This is a genomic window from Aeromonas sp. QDB31, assembly GCF_027707605.1.
GTDB classification, from domain to species: domain Bacteria; phylum Pseudomonadota; class Gammaproteobacteria; order Enterobacterales; family Aeromonadaceae; genus Aeromonas; species Aeromonas media.
In genome coordinates this window covers 138,351-158,771 of record NZ_JAPCIX010000010.1, presented here as the reverse complement: position 1 = coordinate 158,771, position 20,421 = coordinate 138,351, and the positions used below count along the sequence as shown (strand labels likewise).

Below are 20,421 nucleotides of genomic sequence, written 5' to 3'. Positions count from 1 at the left end.
GAGTCTCACCGCAAACGTGGAATGAAAACCACCCGCAAGTGCAGAAGACGCGGACCGCGAGTCTCACCACAAACACGGAATGAAAACGACCCGCACCTGCAGAAGATGCGGACCGCGAGTCTCACCGCAAACATGGAATGAAAACGACCCGCAAGTGCAGAAGACGCGGACCGCGAGTCCTGCCGCAATACACGCGATGACAATGATCCGCTCGTACAGCCGACCCGGATCTCGCTCTCGCCCAGTCAGAAACGACAACGGTCCCCGCAGGGACCGTTCATGATTCAACCGACGGAGACCAGTTCGGCCTCACCGGGGTAATGGCCCTGCTCGGGGGCGATGCCGGGCGGATAGAGCGCCAGCAACTCGGCTACCTTGTTGCGGCTGCCGCCGTTGCGGCTGATGGTGCGCTTGACCAGGATCTCGTCCAGCCGGGCCCCGCGGTAGAGCTCCCGGGTCAGCTCGATGTCGTGGTTGCTGATGAGCACTGGCACCCCCTTGTGGGCGGCGGTATGACGGGCCAGCCTGGCCAGCAGCGCCTGGTCATCCAGAGTGAAGCCGCCGGCCGAGTAGGTGGTGAAGCTCGCCGTGGTGGAGAGCGGCGCATAGGGGGGATCGCAGTAGATCACCCAATCCTCATCCGCCCTGGCCATGGCATCGGCATAACTCTCACAGATGAAGGTGGCCTTCTGTGCCTTCTCGGCGAAAGCCCACAGCTCTTTCTCCGGGAAATAGGGCTTCTTGTACGAGCCGAACGGCACGTTGAAACCGCCCTTCTTGTTGTAGCGACACAGACCGTTGAACCCGTGGCGATTCAGAAACAGGAACAGCTGAGACCTTTCGAACCCGGCTTCGGTCTGGTTGAACTGGGTGCGCAGCCGATAATAGGCAGTCTTGTGGTTGTGCTCGGCCACAAACAGCTTGCGCGCCTCGCGGATGAAGTTGTCCGGCTGCCGCTTGAGATGATTGTAGAGACCGATCAGATCCGGATTGATGTCGTTGAGCACATAGGCATCGTAATCCGTGTTGAGAAACACCGAGCCCGCTCCGACGAAAGGCTCCAGCAACACACGCCCGGCCGGCAAGCGCTCGGCAATCTCTTCGACCAGGGAGTATTTTCCCCCGGCCCATTTTAAAAACGCGCGTGTTTTTTTCATGGAAGTCCGGTGTTAAGAAGGCAATGCCCAAAAAAGGGGGACGATTCTACCCCCTTCGCCGGGCGACTGGCTATTGCTTCAATTCTTTTTGTATCTGGGCAAATGACTTGGGCCAGGGTTGTCCCTTGAGCAAGGCGGGGGTGAGCTTGCGGATCGCCGCCTTGGCCTGGGTGCTGTTGGCATAGTCGCCCTGCACCACCACGTACCAGGGGCTGCCACGGAAGCGGGTCTTGTAGACCCAGACCTTGCCCGCCAACCCATGCTCGGCCACGAAACTGTCGACCGCCTGGGTATTGCTCGCCCCCATCAGCTGGATGCTGTAGTGGTTCCTCACTTTCTTGTTGAGGGTTGCCGCCGGCGTCAGGGCCACCTTGGGCGCTGGCGCCGCAGCGGGCGTAGCCGCGGCAGGAGTGGGCGTCGCCTTGGCAACAGGTGCCGAGTTCTGTGTCTTGGGCTGTGCCGTTTCCACGGTCGGGGCCGCACGGGAACTCCCTCCAATCAGCTCGTCCACCACCGTCGTCGGCAGGGCGCCGCTGATGTTGGGCTGCGTCATCAGCTTTTCGACCACTTCGTCGGAGATGACGACACGTCGCCCCTCGTAATTGCTCGACTCCGTGGTGACTGTCTCGCTCTCGACCTTCTTGGGCAAAGTCTTGGCATCGGGCTGCCAATCCCGGGCAACCTGCTGGCCTCCCTGCTCCCCAGATGTCGTGCCACCGCCCTGAGTCGACTGGGACCCGCTCGCCGTGCCGATGCTGAGTGGATCTGTGGCGACAGGGTTGGGCAACGCCATCCCCTGGGACTGGGACGAGGCCGGGGTCTCACCCTTGCCCGCCTCCTCGAACAGAGGGAGGTAACTCAGCGCCAGCAAACCAGCGGCCGCCAGGGCCAGCACGGTCGCAATTTTCTTGACGGGCAACTCGGCCTGACGTTTCTTGGGCCTTCTGTCGGTCATGACATCCTCCAATGACTGCATGATGGCGGAAGGGTGCCCCCCCGCCCCCTTCAGGATCTCTTCCACTTTGGGCTTGGGCAAGAGGGCCGCCGGGATCTTCAGCTCCTTGGCCTTCTCATACAAGAAGATGCGCTGCTCCGGTGCGCTCAGTGGCGCGACTTCCAGCTCGAGCGCGGGCATGGCACGCCCCTTGAGGGCACTCTTCTGATCGCGACACCAGACGTCACTGCCCGAGAGCAGAATGGCCAGTTTATGGGGAGAGGCCAGTGTATCGTTGTGGCGACCAAGCGCCCACAGCTCCCCCACCAGTTCGGTCGGCAAGGTGTCGGCACGCTCGATCATGAGCAGCAGGGTGGAAGACTTGCCCTCCAGCATGCGGAAGAAGCTGTCGGCCAGCGCATCCTGTGCATTGAACAGGGGGCGCGCCACCACCTGCTGAAGCAGCAACTGGCGCACGTCTGCCATCTTCATGGCCGGACTGCCGATGAGGCTAACCACCCGCACCTGGTCAGGCAATTGGGCCAGCAGGGATTCACACAGGGTGCCACGGCCGCTGCCGGGCTTGCCGGAGAGAAAAATAAAGGGGTGATTGAACTCAATCAGATGCAGCAGCCGGTCAACCAGCTGCCGCTGGGAAGGCAGTTTAAGCAATTTGTTATTGGTCACGACCAGACTCGATCACCGCCATCAACTGCATATCCGTCACATCGGCCACTACCTGGGCCTGCCCGATCCCGACTGGTAACACCAGCCGCAGCTTGCCTTCCAGCACCTTCTTGTCACGGCGCATATGGCGAATGAAGGCGGCAAAATCCATCTCGGGCGGCGCCAGCACCGGCAGATCGGCCGCCAGCAACAGGTCGCGGACGCGTGCCACCTCTTGCGCCGTCATGTCGCCACGGGCCAGGGCCGTCTCGGCCGCCAGCATCATGCCCGCCGCCACCGCCTCCCCATGGAGCCAGTTGCCATAGCCCTTCTCTGCCTCGATGGCATGGCCGAAGGTGTGGCCCAGGTTCAGCAGGGCACGGACGCCGTGCTCGGTCTCGTCCTGACCGACCACGTCGGCCTTGATTTCACAGCAACGGCGAATGGCGTAAGAAAGAGCATCTGCGTCAAGGCGTTGCAGCCGCACCATGTTGACTTCGAGCCAGGAGAAGAAGGCCTCATCCCAGATGATGCCGTACTTGATCACCTCGGCCATGCCGGCTGCAAACTCCCGCGCAGGCAGGGTCTTGAGGCAATCGGTGTCGATGATCACATGCTTGGGCTGATAGAAGGCGCCCACCATGTTTTTGCCAAGAGGGTGGTTGACGGCGGTCTTGCCGCCGACGGAGGAGTCAACCTGGGAGAGCAGTGTGGTAGGCACCTGAATGAACGGAATGCCTCGTTGATAGCTTGCCGCAGCAAAGCCGACAACGTCGCCTATCACGCCGCCCCCCAGGGCGATGAGGGTGGTGTCACGACCATGACTGGTTTCCAGCAGAGCAGACATGATCCGCTCGAAGGTAGCCAGGGTCTTGTAGGCCTCGCCATCCGGCAATATCAGGTGTTCAACCTGAAAACCGGGCAGCAACTGAATGATCTGCTCAAGATACAAGGGGGCGACGACAGTGTTGGTCACTATCATGACCCGCTTGCCCTTGATCGTCTGCGTCAGCACCTCGGGGCGTTGCAACAGACCAGCAGCTATCTCAATCGGGTAGCTGCGCTCACCCAGTTCGACCTTCAACCTTTCCATGGACGTCCTCTATTGATTACATACCAATCAACTTAACGATTTGATTAGCTACAACTTTTGCACTTTGATCATCCGTCTGGATGACAAAGTCTGCGACTTCTTCATACAGGGCGTTGCGCTCGAGGGCCAGACGCTCCAGCACTTCGCGGGGCGGCTCTTCGGTTTGCAACAGGGGGCGACGCTTGTCTCTCTGGGTACGCGCCAGTTGCTTTTCAATGGTGGTTTCGAGGTAGACCACGATGCCGCGCGCAGAGAGTTTGTTGCGGGTTTCACGGCTCTTGATGGCGCCGCCGCCCGTTGCCAGCACGATACCCTGCTGCTCGGCGAGTTCACCGATCACCTTCTCTTCGCGGATCCGGAAACCCTCTTCGCCTTCAACATCGAACACCCAGCCGATATCGGCACCACTGCGGCGCTCAATCTCATGATCTGAGTCGAAAAACTCCATGTGCAGTTGTTCTGCCAGATGTCTACCTATGGTGCTCTTGCCCGCACCCATGGGACCTATCAGGAAAATATTGCGTTTCTCAGCCATGTCTTTTCGTTAGTAATTACAAACTGTATGGCCCCGGTAACTACTCGACCGGGGTACCTATGAACCTTATCTTGCGATGGATCAGGAGGGGGATTATCTCAATAGAAACCAGGACTGGCAACCGCAGCCCTTACGCCCCAGCCTCATCGGGGCGTAAGGTTATATGTGTTTTACCCTCACATGTAAAGTTTTCAGAGGGCGTCGGTGACTATCCTCGGGGTCACGAAGATCAGCAGTTCACGCTTCTTGTTCTCACTGGTGGTTTTCTTGAACAGATAACCGAGGCCGGGAATATCCCCCAGCAGCGGTACCTTGCTGACGTCGTTCTTGATGGTCTGTTGATAGATGCCGCCCAGCACCAGGGTCTCACCATTGTTGACCAGCACCTGGGTGGTGATGGACTGGGCGTTGATGGAGACTGCATCCCCAGTACCGGTCGGGACAGTTTCCCCCTTGGTATCCTGGGTCACGGTCAAATCCAGGATGACCCTGTTGTCGGGGGTGATCTGTGGCGTGACCTTGAGACTCAGCACCGCCTTCTTGAAGGTGACCGAGGTCGCCCCGCTGGAAGAGGACTCCACATAAGGGATCTCGGTCCCCTGTTCGATCAAAGCCGGTTTCTGGTTCGCCGTGGTGACCCGAGGGCTTGCAATGATCTCGGCCTTGCTCTCCTTCTCCAGCGCCGACAGTTCAAGGTCGAGCAGAGTGCCATTGGCGAGACGGGCAACCTGGAAGGCCAGGGTACCGGCGGCGTTGGTCACCGGCAGGTTGACGTTGAGCCTGTCTTCCACGCCGGGGCGCGTGATGGTGGAGCTGCCGTCATTATTACCAGCGCCATCATTGCCCTCTATGGTGCCAGAGGTGCCATTGCCATGGCCATCCGTCTTGGTCACCCCCCACCGCACGCCCAATGCCTCGTCAAAGCCGTCGTCTATGGTCACCATGCGCGCCTCGATCACCACCTGCTTGACCGGGATATCGAGGATATCCAGCATCCGCTTGACGTTGCCGATGACATCCGCCGTGTCTTTGACCACCAGCACGTTGGTGCGTTCGTCCACGCTCACTGCGCCTCTGGGAGAGAGCAGCTTGGTGCTCTCGGAGGAGAGCAGGGCCGCCACTTCGGATGCCTTGGCATAGTTGATCTGCAAATATTCGGTATAGAGCGGCGCCAGATCGGCCACCTGATTTCGGCTCTCCAGTTGCTGTTTCTCTCGTGCGGCAATCTCGTCCGCCGGGGCCACCAGCAGGATGTTGTTGTCCAGCCGCTTGTCGAGCCCTCTGACCTTGAGAATGATGTCGAGCGCCTGTTCCCAGGGCACACCATCGAGACGCAACGTGATATTGCCGGAGACGGAATCCGTGGTCACCAGGTTGAGATTATTGAAGTCGGCGATGATCTGCAGCACGGTTCGTACAGGAATATCCTGGAAATTCAATGAGATTGGTTTTCCCTGATATTGTTTCGCGGTCGTGGTAGCGACGCGTTTTTTCACCTCTATGATGAACATCTTGTCGGCCTGGTCGTAGCGATAATCAAACTGGCCATTGACCGAGAGTTCAAACAGGGTGTCATTGCCCTGGCGGAACACCTCCACCTGGGAGACCGGGGTCGCAAAATCCTGCACATTGATAAGATTGAGTTGCTCATCCGGGATCCGGGTACCGTGGAACTTGGCGAGCACCTTCTGGCCCCGACTGCTCACATCCACTGCAGCCGAACTGTTATCCAGGGTCACGAGAAATTCCCCCTGCCCCTCCTTGCCACGGCGAAAATCCACCCCCTTGACCGAGTTGAAGTAGGCACCTCCCGCGTTAGCCTGCGAGACGGACAGGACGGGTTTGCTGGCCGCAACGGGGGCGGGAGCCGCCACGGGAGAGGAGACAGAGACGGGCTGGGCCTGATATTGAGACTGGTTCTGAGCGACCCGCTGGGTATCAATCAGCGCCGACTGGGTCACTGGCTGGCTCCTGACAAGGGCTGACGGACTGGCACTTGGAGAGGTCGTCGTCGCAGCCACTGGCTGACCGGCCTTCTCTCCCAATGACACCAGCAATTTGTTGCCCTGTTGATGAACCTGGTAAGGGGTCAGCTGATCGAGCGCTATCTTGATATCGAGCCCTTCCCCCTTGCCCTCCACCTTGAGGTTGTCCACCCCTTGCTGCTTGATGGGCAGCGGGTTGACCGTCAGCGCGCCTATGGCTCCGGGCACGTGCAGCAAGAGTTGATTGGGTTCATACGACAGTCTGTCGGTAAATCCGCTCACAGGCTCGCTGAAGCTCAGCTCGAGCAAGAGCTGATCGGCCAACAGCGGATTTACCCTGACCTCCTGCAACGCTGGCACCGCCCACACCTGAGCGCATGCGCCCAGCCACAACAGCGCCACACCGCTCATCCTTCTTATTGTTGTTCTCATCTCTGCTCATCCCTGATCATAGTTTTGCGTCGAGATTGGCCATGGCCAGCTGAGTTTCTCGGGTGACCCAGCATCCTTTGCCATCCGGTACCGTTTCCATCAAGTCAACATGAGTATTCGTTATCTTGATGACTCTGCCCTGATCCAGTCCCATGTACTGATTGAGCCCCACACGCACGGCTTGCCCGTCCGGGGTCCTGATCAGCGCCCATAACTGTCCCTGCTTGCCGATGGATCCCTTCATGCTCAAACTGGCCAGCGAATAGCGCTCCAGCACCTCCTTCTCCCGATTCGCCACTATCTGGGCGCAGTCCGGCTTGGTCTTCGCATCCACTCTGGAACTGGTCTCAGGTTGCGGTTCAATGAAGGGGCTGCGTTGATCGCTGTGCTGATAGGCCATGGGGGAAAAGGGTTTTATCTCCGGCAAGGGTTCGATCGGGATGGGTTGCCTCGCCTTGGTTTGTTGTACGTACTCGTCCATGTCTTCCTGCCCGCCGCAGGCCGTCAACAACAGCACCGGCAAGAAGAGTCCTATCACTCTCATGCTCATGGCTTCTGCTCCAGGGTTTTACCGTTGTATTTGTAGGTCTTGGCCTGCATGGACATGCCTATCAATTCGCCCTGATCCCGGCTTTGATTGAGCTGAAACGACTCCAGGATGACGATGCGCGGCAATGCAGCCATGTCAGCCGTGAACTTGCCAAGCTCGTGATAGGTGCCCACCACCTCGATGCGCATGGGAAGTTCGGTCGAGAATTCGTGTTTGACCTCTGCTTCCCAGTTAATCCTGTTCAATTTGAGCCCGTTGTCGGTGGCGATAAAGCTGATGTCATCCAGCAGCCCTGCCACTTCATGGGTGTTGGGCAACTGCTTGAGCTGGGCATCCACCAAATGCTCCAGTTGCACCATCTGCTTCCGGTATGCCTCCAGGTTGGCAGCCAGCATGGCCTTGCTCTCGAATTGGGCCTTCAGCTCCTGCTCTTTGACGGCCTCCTGCCGCAAGGCCGTCAGGGAATTGGCAATCACATAGTAGTAGATGGCCCCCCCCAGCAAGGCACAGCAAAACAGGATGAAGATCCCCTTGGCAACCTTGGGCCAACGCGCGATGTCATTGAGATCCAGGTCATTGAACTGTTGCAGGTTCATTTTTGCCCCTTAGCCGCGGCCGGAGCTACGCCAGCAATCTGGAACATCATGGAGAACTGGCTGAGGGCCACGGGCGCCACATCCGCAGTGAAAATAGTGCTGAGCTGAGACTGCCCCAACCAGCCCGAACCATCGATGCGCCTCATCATGCTGGCAACCCGGCCATAGGCTTCAGCCTTGCCGTTGACATCAATTCTGTTGGCCTGCAAGGCCAGGGTATTGAGGTAGACACCGTTGGGCACCAGCACGGGGAGCTGGTTGAACAGGCGTACCGGTATGTTGCGTCTTGTCTGCAACTGCTCGATAAGCTGCATCCGGTCGATCAGTTCCTTGCGACGCTCCTTGAGCAACCGGATCTCGCCAAGCTGGGTATCGAGTGTGGCCATCTCCTGCAGCAGACGTTGGTTGCGCTGCTGCTGATACCCGATCTGCTGCTGCACCAGCCAGTCGACGGCAAAGGCAAGGGAGGCCGTGGCCGCGAGGAACAGACCGATCATGATGCCAAACTGTTTCTTCTGACGCTGGGCCCTGGCCAGTCGCCAGGGCAGTAGGTTTATATTTGACATGGTGTGAAGCTCCGCAGTGCCAGACCGAATGCCGCCATGTACTTGGCTCCATGGATGAGGCCTCCTTCTCCCTTCGGCTTGCCAAACAAGGCAAAGGGGTCGGGATGCAGGACGTCACAGTTGAGCTCGCTGCCTATCTGCCCGACGAGACCAGGCAGCAGGCTGCCCCCTCCCGTCAGAACCAGTTTTGACAGTTCCTTGTTGCCCGACGAACTGCAAAATAGCTGCACATTACGCTTTACCTGCAACACCAGGGTGTTGAGATGAGGCAACAACACATCCACCTCATGGTCGGCAGGCAAGCGACCCTGTACCTTGGCAAGCTCCGCCTCATCCAGACTCATGCTGTAAAAAGAGGCCAGGGCCTGGCTGTATTGATCGCCACCGAAATTCTGCAGACGAGAGTAGACGACCTCCCCCTTGAGCAGCGCGGCAAAGGTCATGGCACTGGCGCCTATGTCGACGATACCGACCGGCTTGTCCCAGGTTTTCAGCTCGGGTAGACAGGCGAGCACGGCACGCCCCAGCGCATGGGCACCCACATCTACCACCATGGTCTTCATATCGGCCTCCATCAGCGCACTGACCCGGCCGTTGACGCTCTCGGTGCGCGCCGCACTCAGCAGCACCTCCTGGCGGCTCTCATCGGCCGTCAGGCCGAGGATCTCGAAATCCAGACTGACCTCATCGAGGGGGAAGGGAATGAGCTGCTCTGCCTCCAGGTGAACCTGGTTCTCCAGCTCGTTCTCGTTGATGTTGGCATCAACCTGAATGACCTTGGTGATGACATTGGAGCCCGTCACGGCCGTGGCCACGAGCTGACAGTCCCCTTGTATGAGCCGCTTGAGCGACTTGAGGGACTGACCGACCCGTTCAATGTCCTGCAGTTGATAATCGACCAGGGTGCCCTTGGGCATGGGGATCTCGGCAACCGATTCGAGATGCACCTTGCCAGGACGTCCGCTGAGGGTGACGGCCTTGATGGTTTGACTGCCAAAATCAATGCCCGCCAAGGAGAGGAGGGATCCCTTACTTAATAGCCCAAACATATACACATCCATGCGTTATTGGGTTTTAGGACTTATTGTAGGACAGTGCATCACGACGTGATGACTTAACTCAATATAATGCTCTATCTATCAATGTCATAAAGTTTATGTCAAAAGTTGACGCTCCTCTCCTTTCGGCCTTGATTGCGGCCCCCTTGGTAATTGCGTCCTGGAATGCTAACCTCCCGCCTCTTCTCGAGGTCGATGTCCCCGGACAGGAAAACCTCGAATCCGCGAGGGTAAAAAGGCTATACTCTGCGCCCGTTGGCTAATTTTAAGACGATTGGTAGTTCTTCCATGCTGAAATGGCTCGTTCGCCTGTTTATTGTCATGATGCTGGGTGCAGTGCTGGGTGTTGCCAGCCTCATCGGTATCTACTTCTACATCAAGCCCCAGTTGCCGGATGTGAGCGCCCTGCGCGATGTCAAACTGGCCACTCCGATGAAGGTGTACAGCCGGGACGGGGAACTGATCTCCCAGTTCGGCGAGATTCGTCGTATCCCGTTGCGGTTGGATGAAATCCCCCAGCCCATGATAGATGCGGTGCTCGCCACCGAGGATGCCCGTTTCTATGAGCACCCGGGCATAGACCCCATCGGCATCATCCGGGCCGCCACCGTCTGGGCCGTCTCCGGCCAGGCCCGCCAGGGCGCCAGTACCATCACCCAGCAGGTTGCGCGCAACTTCTTCCTGAGCAACGAGAAGACCCTGGTGCGCAAAATAAAGGAAGTGTTCCTGGCCTGGCGCATCGAGCAGAATCTCTCCAAGGATGAGATCCTCACCCTTTATCTCAACAAAATCCCCCTCGGTTACCGGGCATTCGGGGTCGGCGCCGCCGCCCAGGTCTACTTCGGCAAAGACGTCAAGGATCTGACCCTGGACGAGATCGCCATCATCGCCGGGTTGCCGAAAGCCCCTTCCATGCTGAACCCCATCCGTTCGCCGGAACGTGCCTTTGCACGTCGCAACGTGGTGTTGGGCCGTATGCTGGAGACCGGCAAGATCACCCAGGCCCAGTTTGACGAGGCCTCCAAGATGCCGGTCAAGGCCCGTTACCACGGTGCCGAGACGACGCTCAATGCCCCTTACCTGAGCGAGATGGTGCGCCAGAAGATGGTGGAGCAGTTTGGCGAAGATGCCTACACCATGGGGCTGCACGTCTACACCACTGTCACCGCCAAGCGCCAGCGTGCCGCCCACCAGGCGCTGCTGGACGGCGTCTTCGACTATGACACCCGCCACGGCTATCGCGGCCCGACCGCCCTGCTGTGGAAGGCCGGGGAAACGGCCTGGGACTACGACCAGATCATGGCCCACCTGGCCAAACAACCGACCTACCAGCCTCTGATGGCCGCCGTGGTCACCAAGGTCGGTGACAAGAGCGCCACCCTGGTGCTGAAGAATGGCAAGCAGGCCGAACTCGGCTGGAACGGCATCAAGTGGGCCCGAACCTTCATCACCGACGATCGCCAGACCTATCCACCGAAATCGGCACGGGACGTGCTGAAGGTCGGCGCCCAGATCTGGGTGCGGGAGAAAGGGGAAGAGCTGCTGCTCTCCCAGATCCCTGACGTCAACGCCGCCCTGGTCGCCATGAACCCGCAGGACGGTGCCATCGAGGCCCTGGTTGGTGGCTTCAGCTTCGAGATCTCCAAGTTCAACCGGGTCGATCAGGCTCGTCGCCAAGTCGGCTCCAACATCAAGCCCTTCCTCTATGCCACCGCGCTGGAGCAGGGTTATACCCTGGCATCCCTCATCAACGACGCCCCGATCAACCAGTGGGATCCCGCCAAGGGTCCCATGTGGCAACCAAAAAACTCGCCGGCCATCTATGAAGGCCCGACCACATTGCGCCTTGGCCTCGCCAAGTCCAAGAACGTGATGTCGGTCCGGCTGATGCGCGCCATCGGGCTGGATACCTATATCGATGGCCTGACCCGCTTCGGCTTCGCCCGCGAGCATATCTCCGCCAATGAATCCCTGGCTCTGGGTGCCGCCGAATTCACCCCGCTGGAAGTGGTGCGTGGCTACTCCGTGCTGGCCAATGGCGGCTTCCAGGTGACGCCTTACTTCATCACCGAAGTGACCGACAGCTTTGGCACTCCCCTGTATCAGGCCAATCCGGCTGCCGCCTGCCGCGACTGCGGTGTACTGGCCGCCGCCGGGCTCGACAGCGCCGATGCCTACGCCAACACAGTCCCTGACTGGAAGGCCCAGTGCCCGATTGACCCTGTCGTGCCCAACAACATGGCGCCCCAAACCATCAGTGCCCAGAGCGCCTTCCTGATCACCGACACCCTGACCACCGCCATCTGGGGTGGCAATGGCTGGCGTGGTACCGGCTGGCGCGCGGCCCGTGACCTCAAGCGTCACGACATCTCGGGCAAGACGGGGACCACCAACGAATCGAGGGATGCCTGGTTCTCCGGTTACACCCCGAATCTGGTAGCCACCTCCTGGATCGGTTTTGACAACCACCAGCGCGGTCTCGGCCGGGCCGAATTCGGGGGCGGCGCCGCCCAGCCCATCTGGATCGACTTCATGAAGACGGCCCTGCAGCAAGTGCCAGAGCGCAAGATGCCGGTCCCCGAAGGGATCATGCAGGTACGCATCGATCGGGAGACAGGTCTGCTGACCAACCGTGCCGATGGCGCCAGCATGGAGGAGTTCTTCAAGGAAGGCACTGAACCGACCCGCTATGCAAGCCAGCTCTCCGATGGCAATCAGGTCTACGGCGGCGATGGCTCCAGCAGCGATGGCCCCGTCTCCACCGACGACATCTTCTAAGCTGCCCCTTGAGGCAAAAAAACCGGCGCTCTAGCGCCGGTTTTTTTATCTGCCTTTCAGCCGAGCAGCCCTTTCATCAGGGCTGAGATGCGGGAGGCCAGTTCATTGAAGCAGGGGCGGCGCACCGAGTAGTGGCGATAGAGCAGGGAGATGGTGCGCCCCGGTACCGGGTCTATCACCGGACGATAGCTGACGCCCCTCTCCTCGGCGTTGGCGGGCACCGCCAGCTTCGGCACCAGCGTCATGCCGCTGCCTGCCGCCACCATGTTGCGCAGGGTCTCGAGACTGGTGCCCTTGAAGCGCTGATCCTCGCCGATGCCGGCGGCAAAACAGAATCCCAGCGCCTGCTCCCGCAGACAGTGTCCATCGGCCAACATCAACAATTTTTTGCCCTTAAGATTGTGCAGTGGCACCGCCCTGGCACTGGCTTCCGGATGATGTTGGGGCACCGCCAGCCACATGGGCTCCTGATAGAGAGGGATGGAGCCAAAGCCGTCCATGCCCTCCAGCTCGGCGAGCACCAGGCAATCAAGCTCTCCTTCCTCCAGCCGCTTGAGCAGCACCTGGGTCTGCTCCTCGTAGAGATAGAACTCCAGCTTGGGGAAGTGTTCCCTCAGATCCTGAATGATGTGGGGCAGCAGATAGGGACCCACGGTGGGAATGAAGCCGATGTGGATTTCGCCGGACATGGGCTCGGCGAAGTGCTGGCCTATGCTCTTGAGCTCGCGCACCTCTTTGAGCACCTTGCGGGCCTGCCGGGCCATGGCATCGCCGGCCGGGGTAAACAACACCTTGCGGGAGGTGCGCTCGATCAGGATCACCCCCAGCTCATCTTCCAGCTTGCGCAGCTGGCCGCTCAGGGTCGGCTGGCTGACGAAGCAGCGCTCCGCCGCCTTGCGAAAATGTTTCTCCTCTTCCAGCGCTACCAGGTACTCGAGATCGCGAAGGTTCATAGGTACTGCATCCTGCCAATCAAAGAGGCCGTTAGCATGCCCAAGAACGGTGCGGGGGACAAGGGAAGCCCGAAACGGGGAGCGCTCTCCCCTGCCCCGCTCACCCGACATGCCCATTGCCGTGACCCTGAGGGCCGATGCGGCAAACCCGGACATGGCCAGGATCAGGCCGCCATCAGGGCGGCGAGATGGCTCGCGAAGGCTTGCGGCTCACCCAAGAATGAGGAGGCGGGCAGCGGGATGAGGCTTCCCCCCCGCATCAGCCCGAGAGTGGGGAACCCCTGCCCGCCGAGCCGGCGCAGCCAGCCCTGGCTTTGGGCCAGGTGCCCGGCGAGATCCACTTGACCAAAGGCCAGGGCGAACGCCTCCGGCGCGATGCCCTGCTCCTGCGCCAGCCGCGCGAGATGGGCCTGGTCACCGACCCACTGACCGTCAAGGTAATGGGACTGCTGAATGCGATGCAGCAGGCTCAAACCATCACCACCCAGCTCGGTGACCGCCAGTATGGCCCAGATCGGGGGCTCGGAGTCGAGCAAGAGGCCGTCGCTGAGCAAGAGCTCGTTGAAGTAGCGCTCACCGAAAGGCTGGCCGGTCAGTGCCTGGATCCGTTCGTCATGGGGGCGGACATGGTCCCGCAGGGCCTGGCCCATGGGCTGGCGGCGCGAGCCCAGCCAGAGGCCGCCCGCATGCAGCGCGATCTGCAGGGTCGGGAGCCCGGCCGCGGCCTCAAGCAGGGGGGCGGCGCCATAGCACCAGCCACAGAGGGGGTCATAAACATAGTGCAGTGTGATGTCGTTCATCTGCGTGCTCCTCGGCAGTTGATCAAAAAACCGGGCAATCAATGCCCGGCAAAAAAACACAGGGAAAAGGACTCAGGCCATCACCACTTCATCTCGCCCATGTTGACCTTGGCACCTATGGCCAGGCCATCGTCCACCGGCAGGGACGGGAACACCTTCTTCAGGCCGTCGATCAGCTGATCGCTGTTCTTGGCGGAGGCCAACGCCTGCTCGAAGCGCTGGACATAGTCACGGGTAAAGGTCACGGCGGCAGTGCCTTTGGGCGCGGTGCCCAGGAAGTGGCCCGGCACTACACGCTCGGGTTTCAGGGCCAGCAAGTTGTCCAGCGCCTTGACCCAGTTGCTGCGGGCCGCTTTGGTCTGGCTGTCCGCCATCCAGACATGCACCCCGTGGTAAACCGGCACACCACCAAAAGCGGTCTTGATGGAAGGTGCCCAGAGGTAGGCATTCGGAGTGTTCATCTCTTTGATTTCAATCTTCTCGCCATCCAGTGTCAGGTGGCTGGCGGTCATCACTTGCGGCACGGTCAGGCTCTTCGGTGCGCCCTTGCCCAAGATCGGGCTCCAGTAGCTCAGCTTGGCATCCTTGGTCTGGTTGATATGGTCAACCACATGCTGGTCGGCCAACACTTTGACATCCGGGAACGCAGCCATGACCGGCTCCAGACCGAAGTAGAAGTCGGGGTCACCGGCACTGATATAAACAGTGGTCAGCTTCTTGCCGCTCTTCTTGATCATGTCGACCAGCGCCTGGCCATTTTGCACGTCGAACTGGGCATCGATCAGGATTGCCTCTTTGTCACCGGTCACCAGTGAGGAGGAGACCGGGAAGATCGCCTTCTCGCCAGGGTTGTAGACGGTCACGCTCAGGGGGGCGGCCAGTGCGGCGCCGCTGAGCAGGGTGGTAGCCAGAGTCAGGTTGCGGATCAGGGTGTTGTTCATCATCTATTCCTCATTAAGTATTCGGGGGTTCATTTGATGGACACAGTGTATTGGATCATTTAGGGTGCGAATACAGCACTAACAGCGCATCACTGTTGCACATATCGAACATATAGAGAGCCATACATGGATCGACTGACCGCCTTGCGGGTCTTCGTCAGCGTAGTCGAACAAGGGAGCCTGAGCGGCGCCGGGGAGAAACTGGATATGTCGCGCGCCATGGTGTCGCGCTATCTGGCCGAGCTGGAGCGCTGGATGGGGGCCAGACTGCTGCACCGCACCACCCGCCGGCTGAGCCTGACCGGGCCGGGGGAAGAGGCACTGAACCGGGCCAGGGCCATGCTGGCGCTGGGAGAAGAGATGGAGCACCTGGCCATCCGCAGTGACGAGGCTCCCAAGGGGCAACTGCGCATTACCAGCAGCTACTCCCTCTCCGAAGCGCTGCTGGTCGGGGCTGCCAACGACTATCTGGCGCAATACCCGGGAACGGCCATCGACATCCTGCTGCTCGACAGAACCGTCAATCTGGTGGAAGAGCGAATCGATCTCGCGGTGCGCATCACCAACGATCTGGATCCCAACCTGGTGGCGCGCCGCCTCGGTACCTGCCACTCCGTCGTCTGCGCCAGCCCCGCCTATCTGGCGCGTCATGCGCCTTTGCAGCAGGTGCAGGATCTGGCCCTGCACAACTGCCTCACCTATACCTATTTCGGCAAGAGCCTGTGGGAATTTCAGGGGCCCGAGGGCCCGGAGTCCGTGCCGGTGAGCGGCAACCTCAGCGCCAACATCTCCAACCTGCTGCTGGCGGCAACCCTGAATGGGGCGGGGATCAGCCTGCAACCCCGCTACTCGGTGCAGGCCCACCTGGAGAGCGGCGCCCTGGTGCCCCTGCTGACCCAGTGGCAGCCCAAGCAGCTCGGCGTCTATGCCGTCTATGGCACCCGCAAGCAGATGTCCCCCCTGCTGCGCAGCTTCCTCGACTTCCTGATCGCGCACATGGCGGACGATCCCCTGTGGCAGGCCCGCTGAGGGTCCATGAAAAAGGGGCCTGTCGGCCCCTGTCATTCCTGTGTCGGCTTATGCCTCGAAACCAAACGCCTTGACCGGCGGCTCGCCGTCGTCGGCAGCCTCCTCGTCCACATAGATGTCGCGATAGGCGGCGTAGATGGAATAGTTGATGGCCGGCAGCACCACCAGCAAGCCCACCAGCATCAGCAGCGCACCAAAGAAGATCAACACGGCCCCCAGCAACCCCCACCAGAGGAAGGGCCACATATTGCTCAAGCAACCCTTGAAGCTGAGCCTGGCCGCCTGCCAGACCCCCACGCCGTGGAAGAAGATGAGGGCGGGAGCGAAGGTGATGGCCATCAGCACGGGCACCAGCAAGGCCAGCCCCAGCAACAGACAGAGCAGGAACCCCTGCGCCTGTTCGGGCGTCAGGGTCAGGGTCTCCGGATCCTGGGAGAGCAGACCGGTCAGGCCCCACTGATGCAGCATGAAGGCGCAAATGAGCAGTATCCCCATGAACAGGGCGAGCACCATCAGCCCCCCCAACATCAATGGGGTCAGCCGGTAACGGAAACCGGCGAAGAAATCGGCGAACTGCAGGGGCTGGCCCTCATGACCCCGGCGGGCCACCGCCACCCAGCCAGCGCCCCACACCATGTAGAGCAGCTGGGAGATGAAGCCCCCTGCCGGCAGCTGTTCCAGCAACATGCCCACCAGGAACCAGATCACTATCATGGCCACACTGGCGCCCATGCCCCTGTTGAAGATATCGAACCCGGTGCGGATCCAGATCCAGCCCTGCCCTATGGTGTGGCGTTTGGGTTCGCGGCGCAGGGCGCTGTCACTGTTCATCATTGACCTCGTCGAAAATAGCAGCAGAAAACCCTGTCATCAGGGCACGCTCACCGTGACCATGATGGTGCCCGTGTAAGCACCGGTGCGCACCACCTGACCCGGCAACCGGGTCGGATACAGCCTCACCTGATATTGGGTGTTGTGGCTGGCCGCCGAGTAGGGTACCGCGATGGCAGTATCAAATGGAATAGGAGTCAGCGTATCCTGCTCGACCATACCCACCCCGACCCCGGCCAGGCTGGTGGTGATGAAGCGATTCTGGCTGCTGAGCGCCCCCCCGAAGCTGTATTGCAGCGGCACCAGATAGTCATTCGGGATCTGGCTGCAGGTCACGCTCACATTGACGCTGCGCGGGGCATAACCCCTGGGTATCTCCCCCTCGACGAAGGCACTCTGCGCCACGGCGCCGAGATCGATGGGAATGCTGGTGCCGGCCGGGAACTGGCAGGTCGGTGTCGAGGTGACGCTGATGTTCATCGCCAGGGTGCTGAAGGCATTGACCGGGCTGGTGTCGGGTACACTGGCTCGCCGCACGAAGAGGTGGGCAACGGTGCCGCTGAAGGTCTGGGTACCCATGACCCCCTTGAGCAGCTTCAGGGTATAACGGCCGCCATTCACGTTGATTCCCCCCAGCAGGGAGACATTCAGCAACCCACCGACACAGGCACTGAGCAGCCCTGTGGTCGTGGCGCTGAAGGGAACTTCCTGGTATCCCCCTGCCGCATTGAACTCAGTTTTGAGGCCAAAATAGGGATTGAGTTTGATGAGGGTGCCCAGAGGATCGGAGACGGTGGGCAGGTTGGTGGTCCCCTGGTAATAGACGGTCACAAACAGCCCCACCGAGATCCCGGTGCAATCACAGGTAGCCGTGCCCGTGGTCGAGAAGGCGGTGGGACCGCTGGTTTCTCCGGGCTGATAGAGGGTACTGGTGGTGATGGGGCCGGTCGCCACGAAGGGACTGGTGCACTGGCCATTGACGGCCCGTGCTTCGCCCGCCCACAAGCTCCCCAGCCAGTGCCTTACTGCCTGCCGTCATAGGTGCCATTCAAAGATACCTTTAGTGACACATTAGTAAATAGCATGGAATTCTCAATCTTGCCGTGCGGCACAGTCTCCTGTCCGGCGCCATGGCGCGAGGTGACGGACAGCCGGGCAAGAATGTGGCATCATTTTCCCCCTTTTTATCTCACCGCCTTGTTCGATGGAGCCACCATGCGCCGCCTGTTCTTCCTTCTCATGTTGCTCGGCAGTCCCGCTCTTCACGCCGAATCCAGCTTCATCAGCCGTCTGCTCAACCACCCGGTGCCGGGAGGCGTGGCCGTGGTGCAACTGGGAGACGGCGCCAAGGCGCCCGCCGTGCGGTATCAGGACAAACCCGTCCTGGTGGTGCAGGAAGAGGGCAAGCGCTGGATCGCCATCGTCGGCATCCCGCTCAAGAGCCAGCCCGGCCCCCATCAAGTGACCACGAACGATGGCCGCACCTTGAGCTTCACGGTCGGCAACAAGCACTATCGGGAGCAGCACATCAAGCTCAAAAACACCCGTCAGGTCAATCCGCTGGCCGAGGACATGGCCCGCATCAACCGGGAACTGGCCGAGCAGACCCTGGCCTACCAGACCTTCAGCCCCACCCAGCCCAGCAACCTGCTGTTCGACAAACCGGTCCAGGGGCCCCTCTCCAGCCCGTTCGGGCTGCGCCGCTTCTTCAACGGCGAGGAGCGCAACCCCCACTCCGGCCTCGACTTCGCGGTCGGTGCCGGCACCCCCATCAAGGCACCGGCCGCCGGCAAGGTGATCCTGATCGGCAACTACTTCTTCAACGGCAATACGGTGTTCGTCGATCACGGCCAGGGGCTCATCAGCATGTTCTGCCACATGTCCAAAATCGACGTGACCCTGGGCCAGAGCCTGCCCCGCGGCGGCATCGTCGGCCGGGTCGGCGCCACCGGCCGCGCCACAGGTCCCCACATGCACTGGAACGTCAGCCTCAACGATGCCCGCGTCGACCCCGCCATCTTTATCGGCGCCTTCAAGCCCTGATCCGGGCAGGATGAAACGAAAAAGGCAGCCCGGGCTGCCTTTTTCGTTCATGGAGAGGGGCGCTAGTCACGGGGCTGCGGCATGCTGCCCGGCCTCCTTGCCCATGGCCCGCCACATCACCAGTACCAGCAGGGTGCTGCAGGTGGGCAGCGCCAACCAGACCCCGGCCACGCCCCAGAGGGAAGAGAAGCCCCACAGGAAGCCGCCAATCAGCACCAGCTTGCCCCCGGTGAGCAGGGAGGCGATGCGGGCCCGGTTGATGGCCTGGAAATAGGTGGCGCCCACCAGCAGCAGCCCCTCCATGGGCAGGCCCCAGAAGTAGAGCCAGATGCCGAGGCTGGCCACCGGCAACAGGGCCGCGTTGTCGCCGGCAAAGAGATAGACCACCCCCTCGGGCCAGAGGTAGAGCGGGATCATGCCGCACAGCGCCACCGCCAGGGTCACCCCCAGCGCCAGGTTGCGCACCCGCAGTACCCGAGCCCAGTTACCCGCTCCGGCGTTGAAGCTGGCGATGGGCTGGATGCCCATGGCGATCCCCTCGAAGATGAGATAGAAGAAGGCCTCGCTGTAGCTGATGACGCCGTAGGCAGCCACGTGCAGCGAAGTGCCGACTGACAGCAGCGCCTTGTTGTGCAGCGCCAGCACCACCGACAGATAGAGGTACATCAGAAAACTCGACACCCCGAGTCGCAGGGTCTCCCCCATCAGACGCCAGTCCGGCACCAGGGTATCCAGGCGGATGCGCAGCTGGCTGCGCGGAGTGAAGAAGTGCCACAGACAGAGGCCGCCGGTCACCGCCTGGGAGAGCATGGTAGCGATGGCCGCCCCCGCCAGTCCCCAGGGGATTACCGCCATCAGCAGGTAATCGAGCAGCACGTTGAGCACGCCGCCCCCCACCAGGATCCAGGTGGTGAGGCCGGGCCGTCCGTCGTTGCGCAGCAAGGCGGTGAACGCCATGGAGAGCACGGCAAAGACCCCGAGCCAGGCGTACCACTGCAGGTAGGCGAACCCCGCGTTGAAGATGACCCCCTCGGCCCCCATCCAGGTCAGCATCTCCCTTCCGTACCGGATGCCGATGAAGGCGAGCAGCGCGGAGGCGATGAGCACCATCACCAGCGCATTGCCGACGATGTGGCGCGCCTTCACCTGCTCCCCCTTGCCCAGATAAAACGAGGCGAGCGACGAGGAGCCCATGCCGATCAGCGCCCCCACCGCATAGAGCACGGCGCAGATGGGGTAAGCCAGCATCATGCCAGCCAGACCGTCCTGGCCCAGGAGATGGCCGACGAAGATGCCGTCTATGGTGACATAGACGCCAGTGACCAGCATGGCGGCCACCGTCGGGGTGACGTAACGCAGGAAGAGCCGGGAAAGGGGGGCCGTGCCCAGATCGACAGAGGACATAAATTGCTCAACGGAGGGAAACGGCCAGAATAATAGCCAAACAAGACCCGGATCACCCGTTATTTATGTT

General features: G+C 60.8%; 18 protein-coding genes. 3 read left to right on the top strand and 15 right to left on the bottom strand.

The genetic code is table 11. The annotated features are described in order from the left end of the window. Positions 1-284: 284 nt before the first annotated feature. The 9 genes from PG898_RS12615 to tapM all read right to left on the bottom strand — a co-directional run bounded on the left by PG898_RS12615 (position 285) and on the right by tapM (position 9,563). Positions 285-1,157 (bottom strand): Dam family site-specific DNA-(adenine-N6)-methyltransferase, encoded by an 873-nt coding sequence (locus tag PG898_RS12615; protein ID WP_226171883.1) that lies wholly within the window; start codon positions 1,155-1,157, stop codon positions 285-287. Between the two features lie 70 nt (positions 1,158-1,227). Then, complete coding sequence (locus PG898_RS12610; protein ID WP_226171880.1) at positions 1,228-2,778, bottom strand: SPOR domain-containing protein; 1,551 nt, start codon at positions 2,776-2,778, stop codon at positions 1,228-1,230. Next, positions 2,768-3,850, bottom strand: coding sequence for a 3-dehydroquinate synthase (gene aroB / locus PG898_RS12605; protein WP_042649563.1), 1,083 nt, complete (start codon positions 3,848-3,850; stop codon positions 2,768-2,770). The genes PG898_RS12610 and aroB overlap by 11 nt, the downstream gene beginning before the upstream one ends. Positions 3,851-3,866: 16 nt before the next feature. Beyond that, positions 3,867-4,385, bottom strand: a complete 519-nt coding sequence (aroK, locus tag PG898_RS12600; protein WP_005329951.1) for a shikimate kinase AroK — start codon at positions 4,383-4,385, stop codon at positions 3,867-3,869. A gap of 191 nt (positions 4,386-4,576) precedes the next feature. Next, positions 4,577-6,802, bottom strand: a complete 2,226-nt coding sequence (locus PG898_RS12595; protein WP_226171876.1) for a type IV pilus secretin PilQ — start codon at positions 6,800-6,802, stop codon at positions 4,577-4,579. 16 nt (positions 6,803-6,818) lie between these two features. Then, on the bottom strand, positions 6,819-7,346 hold the full coding sequence (locus PG898_RS12590) for a pilus assembly protein PilP (protein WP_042649570.1): 528 nt from the start codon (positions 7,344-7,346) through the stop codon (positions 6,819-6,821). A 2-nt stretch (positions 7,347-7,348) separates the two neighbouring features. Further along, the gene (tapO, locus tag PG898_RS12585; protein ID WP_005329946.1) at positions 7,349-7,948 is read right to left on the bottom strand and encodes a PilO family type IV pilus biogenesis protein TapO; all 600 of its coding nucleotides are present in this window, start codon (positions 7,946-7,948) and stop codon (positions 7,349-7,351) included. Beyond that, positions 7,945-8,514: a PilN family type IV pilus biogenesis protein TapN gene (gene tapN / locus PG898_RS12580; RefSeq protein ID WP_005329944.1), complete on the bottom strand. Its 570-nt coding sequence runs from the start codon at positions 8,512-8,514 to the stop codon at positions 7,945-7,947. Before tapN ends, tapO begins: the two co-directional genes overlap by 4 nt. Then, positions 8,502-9,563: a PilM family type IVa pilus assembly protein TapM gene (gene tapM, locus PG898_RS12575; protein WP_041205206.1), complete on the bottom strand. Its 1,062-nt coding sequence runs from the start codon at positions 9,561-9,563 to the stop codon at positions 8,502-8,504. The genes tapN and tapM overlap by 13 nt, the downstream gene beginning before the upstream one ends. 297 nt (positions 9,564-9,860) lie before the next feature. Here tapM and PG898_RS12570 point away from each other — a divergent pair, with 297 nt between their 5' ends. Beyond that, a complete protein-coding gene (locus tag PG898_RS12570) occupies positions 9,861-12,350 on the top strand; it encodes a penicillin-binding protein 1A (RefSeq protein ID WP_041205207.1) in 2,490 nt (829 codons plus the stop codon). Positions 12,351-12,406: 56 nt separating this feature from the next. Here PG898_RS12570 and oxyR read toward each other — a convergent pair whose 3' ends face one another. The 3 genes from oxyR to PG898_RS12555 form a co-directional block, all read right to left on the bottom strand. Continuing rightward, positions 12,407-13,303, bottom strand: coding sequence for a DNA-binding transcriptional regulator OxyR (gene oxyR, locus PG898_RS12565; protein ID WP_005329937.1), 897 nt, complete (start codon positions 13,301-13,303; stop codon positions 12,407-12,409). 164 nt (positions 13,304-13,467) lie between these two features. Further along, positions 13,468-14,103, bottom strand: a complete 636-nt coding sequence (locus PG898_RS12560) for a DsbA family protein (RefSeq protein ID WP_270824224.1) — start codon at positions 14,101-14,103, stop codon at positions 13,468-13,470. 80 nt (positions 14,104-14,183) lie between these two features. Next, complete coding sequence (locus PG898_RS12555; RefSeq protein WP_270824225.1) at positions 14,184-15,044, bottom strand: Vmh family MBL fold metallo-hydrolase; 861 nt, start codon at positions 15,042-15,044, stop codon at positions 14,184-14,186. Between the two features lie 126 nt (positions 15,045-15,170). Here PG898_RS12555 and PG898_RS12550 point away from each other — a divergent pair, with 126 nt between their 5' ends. Then, the gene (locus PG898_RS12550) at positions 15,171-16,073 is read left to right on the top strand and encodes a LysR family transcriptional regulator (RefSeq protein ID WP_270824226.1); all 903 of its coding nucleotides are present in this window, start codon (positions 15,171-15,173) and stop codon (positions 16,071-16,073) included. A gap of 48 nt (positions 16,074-16,121) precedes the next feature. On the opposite strand, the gene PG898_RS12545 is transcribed toward PG898_RS12550, so the two are convergent. Next, positions 16,122-16,904, bottom strand: coding sequence for a BPSS1780 family membrane protein (locus PG898_RS12545; RefSeq protein WP_171273408.1), 783 nt, complete (start codon positions 16,902-16,904; stop codon positions 16,122-16,124). Between the two features lie 39 nt (positions 16,905-16,943). Further along, positions 16,944-17,909, bottom strand: a complete 966-nt coding sequence (locus tag PG898_RS12540; RefSeq protein ID WP_270824227.1) for a fimbrial protein — start codon at positions 17,907-17,909, stop codon at positions 16,944-16,946. 210 nt (positions 17,910-18,119) lie between these two features. Here PG898_RS12540 and PG898_RS12535 point away from each other — a divergent pair, with 210 nt between their 5' ends. Further along, positions 18,120-18,947 (top strand): M23 family metallopeptidase, encoded by an 828-nt coding sequence (locus PG898_RS12535; protein ID WP_041205211.1) that lies wholly within the window; start codon positions 18,120-18,122, stop codon positions 18,945-18,947. A gap of 66 nt (positions 18,948-19,013) precedes the next feature. On the opposite strand, the gene PG898_RS12530 is transcribed toward PG898_RS12535, so the two are convergent. Beyond that, entirely contained in the window at positions 19,014-20,351 is a 1,338-nt protein-coding gene (locus PG898_RS12530; RefSeq protein WP_005329906.1) for an MATE family efflux transporter, read from the bottom strand. Between the last annotated feature and the right edge of the window lie 70 nt (positions 20,352-20,421).